The 8737-nt window shown below is 65.9% G+C and carries 5 protein-coding genes; 3 read left to right on the top strand and 2 right to left on the bottom strand.

Annotated features, from left to right (window positions below; translation table 11 throughout):
- Positions 1-765: 765 nt before the first annotated feature.
- Positions 766-1083: a hypothetical protein gene (locus tag M3461_00590; protein MDQ3772981.1), complete on the bottom strand. Its 318-nt coding sequence runs from the start codon at positions 1081-1083 to the stop codon at positions 766-768.
- 35 nt (positions 1084-1118) lie between these two features.
- On the bottom strand, positions 1119-1655 hold the full coding sequence (locus M3461_00585) for a hypothetical protein (GenBank protein MDQ3772980.1): 537 nt from the start codon (positions 1653-1655) through the stop codon (positions 1119-1121).
- A 757-nt stretch (positions 1656-2412) separates the two neighbouring features.
- On the opposite strand from M3461_00585, the gene M3461_00580 reads away from it, so the two are divergent.
- The 3 genes from M3461_00580 to M3461_00570 form a co-directional block, all read left to right on the top strand.
- Positions 2413-2622, top strand: a complete 210-nt coding sequence (locus M3461_00580) for a hypothetical protein (protein ID MDQ3772979.1) — start codon at positions 2413-2415, stop codon at positions 2620-2622.
- A 4-nt stretch (positions 2623-2626) separates the two neighbouring features.
- Positions 2627-4519, top strand: coding sequence for an autotransporter assembly complex protein TamA (locus tag M3461_00575; GenBank protein MDQ3772978.1), 1893 nt, complete (start codon positions 2627-2629; stop codon positions 4517-4519).
- Positions 4520-4552: 33 nt separating this feature from the next.
- Positions 4553-8737, top strand: a 4185-nt coding sequence (locus M3461_00570; protein ID MDQ3772977.1) for a translocation/assembly module TamB domain-containing protein, incomplete at its 3' end; no start/stop codon positions are given.

Below are 8737 nucleotides of genomic sequence, written 5' to 3'. Positions count from 1 at the left end.
GCTGACAAGACACTTGGTCTACACTACAGCCAGTTCGAAACTCGACCCCGAGTGTTTATGCGCCTTCCCGAAGGGTAAACCTCGAAAACTCGGCATTTCCTAAGGTGGGTTGAGAAAGATGGGCTAGATCCGCTCACCGACAGGGCGGTCTCAGGCGGCGGCCCTGCCCGATGGGCCTCGTCGACTCGACAGGGTTTATAGTTCCACCTGCTCGTGCCCATGCCGAGTTCTCCCGCGCCGAGGTCCTGTTGACTCCAGCGGCAGCCCGACTTCGATGAGTTTCTTGCGAAGGGGTTAAGTCCACCAAGCCTTGAGCGCACGGATGAACGATTCGTCGAACCCGTTCCAATGGGTCCTGACATCGTCGGTGCCGAAGAAGGACTTCACTTTATTCCTCAGAGCCTCTTTCTCGGCATCGTCGGTCTTCCGATCGCAGAGGAAGCTCCGCTTCCGTGAACCGATTTGCTTGGCCGAGAGGCGCTCCCACAGATAGGAGTCTGCCTCTTGGAACGCGAACCCGATTCGGCATCATATAGCGGGGAAATTATGAGGGGATTGATAAGGGTAGCGGGGGGTAGTGGCGATGCGCGCTATCGAGAACTTCTTGAACGCATTGTGGCTCATCATAAGCTCGACAACACGTTCCTATTGGGAGCACAAGACCCGGCGGCGTGCCGCCCGCCTCCAGAGCGAGGCCCCTAAGGACGTCGCCCAGCGGCCCCTGGGCATCGTTACCGAAGTCCGAGACCAGGCTACGGTTGCCGCTTATCGCGTCCACCCGGAACAGCGCCCCCTTAATAACCGGCCCCGCGGCTGAGTCGATGACCAGGACCGTGCCACCCGCCTCCAGCGTGAGGAGGGGAAGGCGCCCTGCGGCCCCTGAGCGGGGTCACGGAAGTCCGAGACCAGGCTGCGGTTGCCGCTCGCCGGATCCACGCGGAACAGCGCGCCGACATTGTTAGGCGCGCTCAAATCCAACACATAGGTCTCGTCGGCGCCCGCGGGCGCGGCGCCGAGCGCGATGGTCGCGAGCAGCGACAGCCCCAGGACGCGGCCCGAGGGCGTGTACGTATAGATTCTCACATTGTCGTTCATGGAGGAAAGCTGTGCAACATTTTTCATGCAGCTTTAAGTAATTGAATGACCTTGTCAATAGAGTCATCGGCCTTGCGCAAAGCGGCTTCGATTGGGCTCTTCGGGTGAAACTGTGGATGCGGGCGATGATGAAATAGGCGGTTCGCTAGGGGTCCGCATAGACGCTGATGGAAGAGCACGAAGAGGAGTGCGACTTTCACGCCCTTGGAGGTGAGGCGGTAGGCGTAGTGGGTACCGCGTTCGAGGAGTCCGTGGGCCCTCATCTTGCGGAGATCGTAGCGCATCTGGTTGAGCCCGTAGCGTTGGGTGGACAGACCAAAGTGGACCAGGAGTGCCTCATGGAGTTGGTTTGCTCGCCAGCCGCCGACCATGGTGCCCGCGTGCAGCAGCACTAGCCGGATCATCCGGGTGTCGTGGATCTTGATGCCGGGATACTTCGTAGTCCCGACGGTGATAGGGAGTGCGAGCCGCTGTAACAGAGGGAAGTCACCGTGCACATTCAAGCACTGCGCCTGGAAGGCAGCGAAGCGGTCGGTGATCTCCAGGAACTTCTCGCGCACGGCGGCCAGATGGGCAAGGCCTTTCCTGAGCCCAAAGTCCGTGAGGATTGTTCGAGCAGATCTCATTACGCAGGAAGGTGGAGAACTTCTCGTACTGCTTGACGAACCCGTGCTTCCAATAGGCGCGGGCTGGGTCGAGGCCTTCGCCTGCAATCACGAACTCCCCCTGCTGGGCTTCAATCACAACCTGGCTAGCGCGCCCGGTATGTGCCGGAAGCGGCCTCAATCCTACCGAAACGAAGGACGACGCGGCGATGGACGCGCTGCCCATTCCATCCACTTATCGCATCGCGCTCGGCCTCCCCTGAGGGACGCAAACCCGTGCAGACGCTCGCGGCCATAGCGGAGGATGACGCGTTTCGCTGCATGCCGGGGTGGCCGCTGTCGCCGATGAGCGCAGGAAGCTCGAAAGCCAAGGCCAGGGGAGTGGCCCTGCTTGGCGGGCCGAGGATGCAAACCCTGGGAAATGATAGAATCTGAGACCGTAGCCCCTTGGGATTCCCGCCGGGCGTGGCTTGTGCCCAAACGCGGCGCTGGCGCGGCAGCGCCGGTAGGTGGTCTATCATGACTTTATGCGCGTTCTGATCCCCCACAGCTTGCTGCGCTATACTGCGTGAGTGGAGCAAAGAGCACCAACGCTTGCACAAAACCGCCGCGGGACAACAGGCAGCTTACGCTATTCCGATACCGCACACCTTGCTGCACGGTAGTTCATTGTCGGGGTCGCCTAGCGCGAGAATGGGGACGAGTGATGGACGTGCTGCGCGGGATAGACGAGGAGCTGCGTAGGGAGTGGCCCTACCCGCGCATCATCCTGCCGCAACTTGAGGTCGCGGGTGTCAGACCAATTGCTCGACGCGTCTATCGTTATCCTAGCCCGGCTCAAGACGTGCCGGAGCAACCCATGGCGCTGATGGCGCATGTGCACCGGCTGGCCGAGCCCGCCAACACATCGGCCGGTGCCTGAGCGGATGGCGCGCCATGTCGGAGCGGTCGTTCTGCTGCTCCTGTCCCTCCTGCTGTCGGGCTGCTCCTATTTTCGCGGGGGAAACGGCGAGGACGAGCTCGAGGCGGAGCCGCAGACCGGGATCCGCTACGGGGTGGAGATCGACGGCGAGGGCGTCGACGACGAGATTAGGAGCACTCTGCTCAGCGCCTCGGACGCCAACCAGGCGATCTCCCGGCCGCCTGCCAGCGAGTTTGTGCTGCGCCGTCGTGCGGAAGCAGACCTCCCCAACATCGAAAGCGGGCTCAAGAGCCTCGGGTATTACGAGGGTACCGCCAGCTATGAGGTGAGGACGGTGCGCGACGACAACCAGACCGCCCAGGCCACCGTGGGCGAACTCCGCGACAGGGTGGAGGACTTTTTTAAGGGCGCGCCGACGATCCTCACCTACCATGTCGTACCCGGGCCGCGCTACACTATGGGGTCGGTCAAGATCGTGGTCACAGATCCCCGGAACGGCTTCCTCGCCCCGACGCCAGAAGCGCTCAAGCTCGAGCCGGGCCAGCCGGCGGCAGCGCAGCCCGTCCTCGATGCGCACGGCAAGCTCGTCTCGCAGGCGCAGCGTTTGGGCTACGCTTTTGCCAAGGCCGGCAAGCTCGGCGCGGTCATCGCAAAGGACACGAAGCGGATGGACGTGACCCTGCCGGTGACAACCGGTCCCATCGTTCTTATGGGCGAGTTCACCATCGTCGGTGCCGACCCTGTCGACCAGCGCTTCCTGCGAGGGCGGGTCCTGTTTCGCCCGGGCGACCGCTACCATCCCGATGTCATGGACAAGACCCGGCAGTCGCTGATCGACACCAACCTGTTCTCGACCGTCGTCGTCGCAGAGCCCGATAAATTGGATGCGAGCGGCCGCTTACCGATCACTTACACGGTGACGGAGCGAAAGCCGCGCTCGGTCGGCGCCGGTGCCGGCTATGCGACCGACGAGGGCCCGATCGTCTCTTTCTTCTGGGAGCACCGGAACTTCTTGGGTGCCGGCGAGAAGCTCGAAAACAATCTCTACTTCTCGCCCTTGCGCCAGGAGCTCTCGACCAATTTCATTAAACCCGACGTCGGCGCGCGCAAGCATAACCTGCTCGCCGGCGCCTCGGTCAAAGCCGAAGACACGGACGCCTATGAGAGCAAGAGTGTCGGCGCGGGCGTATCGATAGAGCGGCCGCTCTGGTCGGACCGGGTGACGGGCTCGCTCGGCGTCGCCTACCGGCTCGCCAACATCAAACGCAAAAACGAGGAGGAGGAGAACTTCGGCCTGCTCTCCCTGCCGGGCACGATCAAGATGGACTATTCGGACAACCTGCTCGACCCGACCAAGGGCTGGCGGCTCAACTTCCTGGCCGCCCCCTATACCGACACCCTCGATGCCGGCGTCATCTTCCTCAAAACCCAGTTGACCGGGACCACCTATGTGCGGCTGACCGACAGCGCGAAATACATCCTCGCCCTGCGCGGCAACCTCGGGTCCATCGCCGGTACCAGTCGCAGCGACATCCCGGCGGACGAGCGGTTCTACGCTGGCGGCGGCGGCTCGATCCGCGGCTATGGCTATCAGCTTGCGGGACCGCTCGACGACGACGACGACCCCGTAGGCGGCCGTTCGCTGATCGAGCTCAACAGCGAGCTCCGTTACCGCATGACCGATACGATCGGGCTCGTCTACTTCATCGACGGGGGCACCGTCGCCGACAGCGCGCTGCCGAGCCTCGAGGAGGATGTGTTCATCGGCACCGGCGTGGGCCTACGCTATATTACGCCGATCGGTCCCTTGCGCGCGGACCTCGGCGTCCCGCTCGACCGCCGCTCGGATGTCGACGACATCGTCCAGATCTATGTCAGTATCGGACAGGCGTTCTGACGCTACCTTTTCGCATTGTACGAAGAGCGATCGATGGCCGAGCAGACGAAGACCGAGACGCGGCGACGCCGACCCATTCGGGGGATCTTCCGTGTGCTCGGATGGACGCTGCTGGCGCTCGTCCTGCTGATCCTCGCCACCCTCGTCGGTGCTTTCGGCGTGCTGCAGACGGGCTGGGGCAAGCGTGAGATCGCCTCGCTCGCGAGCGGGGCGCTCTCGGGCGAGCGCAAGACCGCGGAGATCGCCGGCATCGAAGGCTTCCTGCCCTTCGACATGCGGGTCGACCGGGTGCGCCTGGGCGATCCGCAGGGCCATTGGCTGGAGATCGATGGCGCGCGCTTCCACCTCGTGCCCTCGGCCCTCCTGTACCTGAAGGTGGAGATCGCTGCGGTGGGCGCGGAACGCGTCGCCCTTAACCGCCTGCCGCCCTCGGCGCCGACACGAGAGCCGCCAGAGCCATTCACGTTACCGAGCCTGCCCGAGCTTCCGAAATCTCTGCCGGTGGCGGTTGACGTGCCGCGGATCTTCGTCGATCGGCTCGACTTGGGGCAGCCGGTGATCGGACAGGCCGCCGCCTTCAGGATCGATGGCCATGCACGGACCAACGAGACCGCGAACCGGCTCACCGCGGATCTCCGCATCGACCGTATCGATCAGCCGACGGCGGACACAAGGCTTGCGCTCGATGCCGATCTCGCCGGCAGTGCGCTCGGCCTCCGCCTGAAGGCGAACGAGACGGGTGGCCTGCTCGCGGCAGTTTCGGACCGCCCCGAGGCCGGCGAGCTGCATCTCGATCTCGGCGGCAAGGGGCCGCTCGCCGACTGGCGTGGGCGCCTCGCACTCGAGGCGCAGGGACTCGCGAGCCTTGAGACCGACCTCGAGCTCGGACTCGCCGATCTGCCGCGCATCGGGATCGACGGCCGCCTGGACGTGGCTCCCGGCGTGTTGCCGCCGGAGGTGGAGCCCCTGATCGGGCGGACGATCGATCTTAGCGTCCGGCTGCAGCCGACCTCGCCGCAGCGGGTCGAGCTGCAGGCGCTCCATCTGGGCGCCGCCGGCTTCGGATTGGAAGGTCGGGGCAATGGGGACCTCGCCGCCAACACCGTCGAGGGTAGGGTCACGCTCGAGGTACCGGATCTGGCGGTGGCAAGCGGGCTCGCGAAGGCGCCGCTCCAGGGCCGCGCGGCCTTGAGCCTGACCGCGACCGGTGCCCTCAAGCAACCGGTCGTCGATCTCACGCTCGATGCCGGCGGGCTCGGCTACGACACCTACCGGATACGGCAGCTCGCGGTGGCGCTGCAGATGAAGCTACTGGCGCCGTTCGAGACGACATTCCCGGGCGCCACCTTGACGGGCAATGCGAGCGTAGCGGGCGTGAGCCAGGGCGGCAAGCCGCTGCCGTTGGACGGGGCGCAAGGCACGCTCTTGACGCTCGACCTGGCGGCCATGGCACCGGCAGAAGGGCCGATCGATATCCAGAAGGCCCTCCTGCAGACGCTGGGCGCGCAAGCCAGCCTTGCTGGCCAGTTCGACCCCGAGCGCGTGGCTGGCCGGCTGCGGCTCGATCTCGACGTGCCGGCGCTGCGGCCGTTGGTGGCGGCGGCGATCCCCGACCCAGCCTCCCGACCGCCGATCGACGGCAGGATCGACCTCGGATCCGACGTCACGATCGGCGAGGGAGCGGGAACGATCGATGCCGTGCTGGCGCTGCGAACGACGGCCTTGCACGGTCTGCCGCCGGGCGCTGCCGAACTCCTAGGCCGGGAGCCGCGACTCGACCTTAGGGCGTCCGTAGAGACCGGCAGGTCCGTGCAGATCTCGAAGCTGGCCTTCAAGGGGGCGGCGATCGACCTCACCGGCAAGGGTAGCCTGCAGCTCGCCAGCGAAGAGAGGCTTGCAGCCGATCTCGACCTCGAGCTGCCGCGGCTGGCCGCGGCTTCCGGTTTGGCGGGACAGCCCCTCTCGGGCAGCCTCGCGGCGAACGTGAAGGCGTCCGGTAGCATGAGCAAGCCGAGCGTCGTGCTCGCGACCCGCATCGACCGGCTCAAGGCGGAACGTTTCGACTTCTCGGAGATCACGCTCGACGCCGATGCCGGCGGGCCCATCGACAGGCTCACGGGCCGCATCCGGCTCGATGCGCGCGAGGCACGCGGATCGATCGCGCTCGGGACCGACTACGCACGCGACGGCCAGAAGCTCGACATCCGAAATCTTTTCCTGACCGCCCCGGGAACGCGGCTCGACGGCGAGGCCGATCTCGATCTGACGACGCAGCTCGCCAACGGCCGGATGAACGGGCGGAGCGATCTCGGCGCCTTGGCGCCCTTCATCGGCCAGGAGCTCCATGGTGCCATCGACCTTGCTCTCGTGCTCGATGCGGCGGAGGGCAAGCAGAACGCCCGGGCGGAGGTGCGGGCGAACCGGATCGACGGCTCCTTCGGCACGCTCGCCGCCGCCTCGGTGACCGGGCGGGCGACCGACGTGCGGGGAAGGCTAGGTCTCGACGCCAAGATCGCCGCCGATGATTTCGCGCAGCCGGGGCTCGCGATCAAGGAGGCGGACGTGACGGCTGCTGGAGATCTTGCCGCGTTGCGGCTGACGGCCAAGGTCGATGGCAGTCAGGGTGCCAAGCCCTTCGATCTGGCGACGCGGCTACAAGCCGATGTTGCCGGCGAGACCAAAGAGGTGGCGCTGCAGTCCCTGGCCGGCAGCTTCGCCAAGCAGCCGATCAAGCTAGAGCGGACCGCGACCCTGCGCATGGCGAGCGCCTCCTACGGCCTCGAGGACCTAGATGTGAGCTTCGGGCGGGCCAGGCTCCGTGCGGATGCGACGCTCGGTGGCGGTCGGGCAAGCGCCAAGGCGTCGCTCGATCCGACGCCGCTCGCGATGTTCCAGGCCTTCGGAGCCCCGGAGTTGGGCGGTACCGTCGCGTTGGATCTCGATGTCTCGGGCAGCAGCGCCGCCCCAAAAATAGACCTCGCCATCGACGCGAAGGGCGTGAAGCCGCGGGGAAAGAACCAGCAGACCGTGCCGCCTGCGAACCTCGCGTTGCGCGCCGGCATGGCCGGCGGACGCCTCGATGCGAGCGCCGAGCTTGCTGGGGTGATGGACGACCCTTTGCGCCTGCAGGCAGCCCTGCCGCTACGGATCGGCCTCGAGCCTTTCGCATTCGAGCTGCCGAGGGACCGTCCGATCCAGGGATCGCTGACCGGCCGAACCGATCTCGGCCGGATCGCCCAGATCCTCGTGCTCGACGGACAGCGGCTCCAAGGCCTCCTCACCATCGACGCGCGGCTCGCCGGGACGCTCGACCGCCCGCTTGCCGACGGCAGCACCGCGATCGCCAACGGGCTGGTCGAGGACTCGATCTCGGGGGTGCTGTTGCGCGATCTCACCCTGCGCATCGTCGGCGATCAGGGCCGGATCAACCTCGCCACCCTGAGCGCGCGCGATCGCCGCGATGGCACCTTGAACGGGTCGGGCAGCCTCGACCTCGGCAGCACGTCGCTTACCGGCTTGAGGACCGGCCTAGAGCTCGCCAATCTGCAGGTCTACAACGCCGAGTTCGGCAAGGCCTGGCTCAGCGGCAAGGTCGATGTCAGCGGCCAGCTACCGAACCTCGATGTCGTAAGCCGGCTCAAGGTCGAGCGCGCGGATATCAGGCTACCGAACCCGCCTCCCGGCAAGCCGCCGACCCTGCCGGTGAATGTCAAAGGCGCGCCACGTGCACCGCCGCCGGCCCCAAGCGGTCCGCCGCTGCGGATCGGCCTCGACATCAAGGTCGACATGCCGGAGAAGCTCTATGTCCGCGGCCGCGGGCTCGAGAGCGAGTGGCGTGGCGACCTCTCAGTCACCGGGACGGCGGACGATCCCCTGGTCGTGGGGTCGATCGATTTCCACCGCGGTTTCTTGACCCTGCTCGACCGCCGCTTCTCGATCGACCAGGGTACGATCACCTTCAGCGGTGCGAAGCCGCCGATCCCGGAGCTCGACATCAAGGCGAGTGCCGAGGCCTCGGGCGGCTTCACGGGCATCGTCCAGATCACCGGGCCGGCGCAAAAGCCCAAGCTCGAGCTATCGAGCGATCCTGAGGCGCCGCAGGACGAGGTGGTAGCGCGGATCATGTTTGACCGTTCGTCCAGCGGGATCTCGCCGTTCCAGGGCCTGCGCCTCGCGGCGGCGATCCAGGAGCTCCAGAGCGGCGGCGACGGGCTGATC

The sequence above is a fragment of the Pseudomonadota bacterium genome (assembly GCA_030860485.1).
Lineage (GTDB): Bacteria > Pseudomonadota > Gammaproteobacteria > JACCXJ01 > JACCXJ01 > JACCXJ01.
This window is presented reverse-complemented; position numbering and strand designations above follow the sequence as displayed.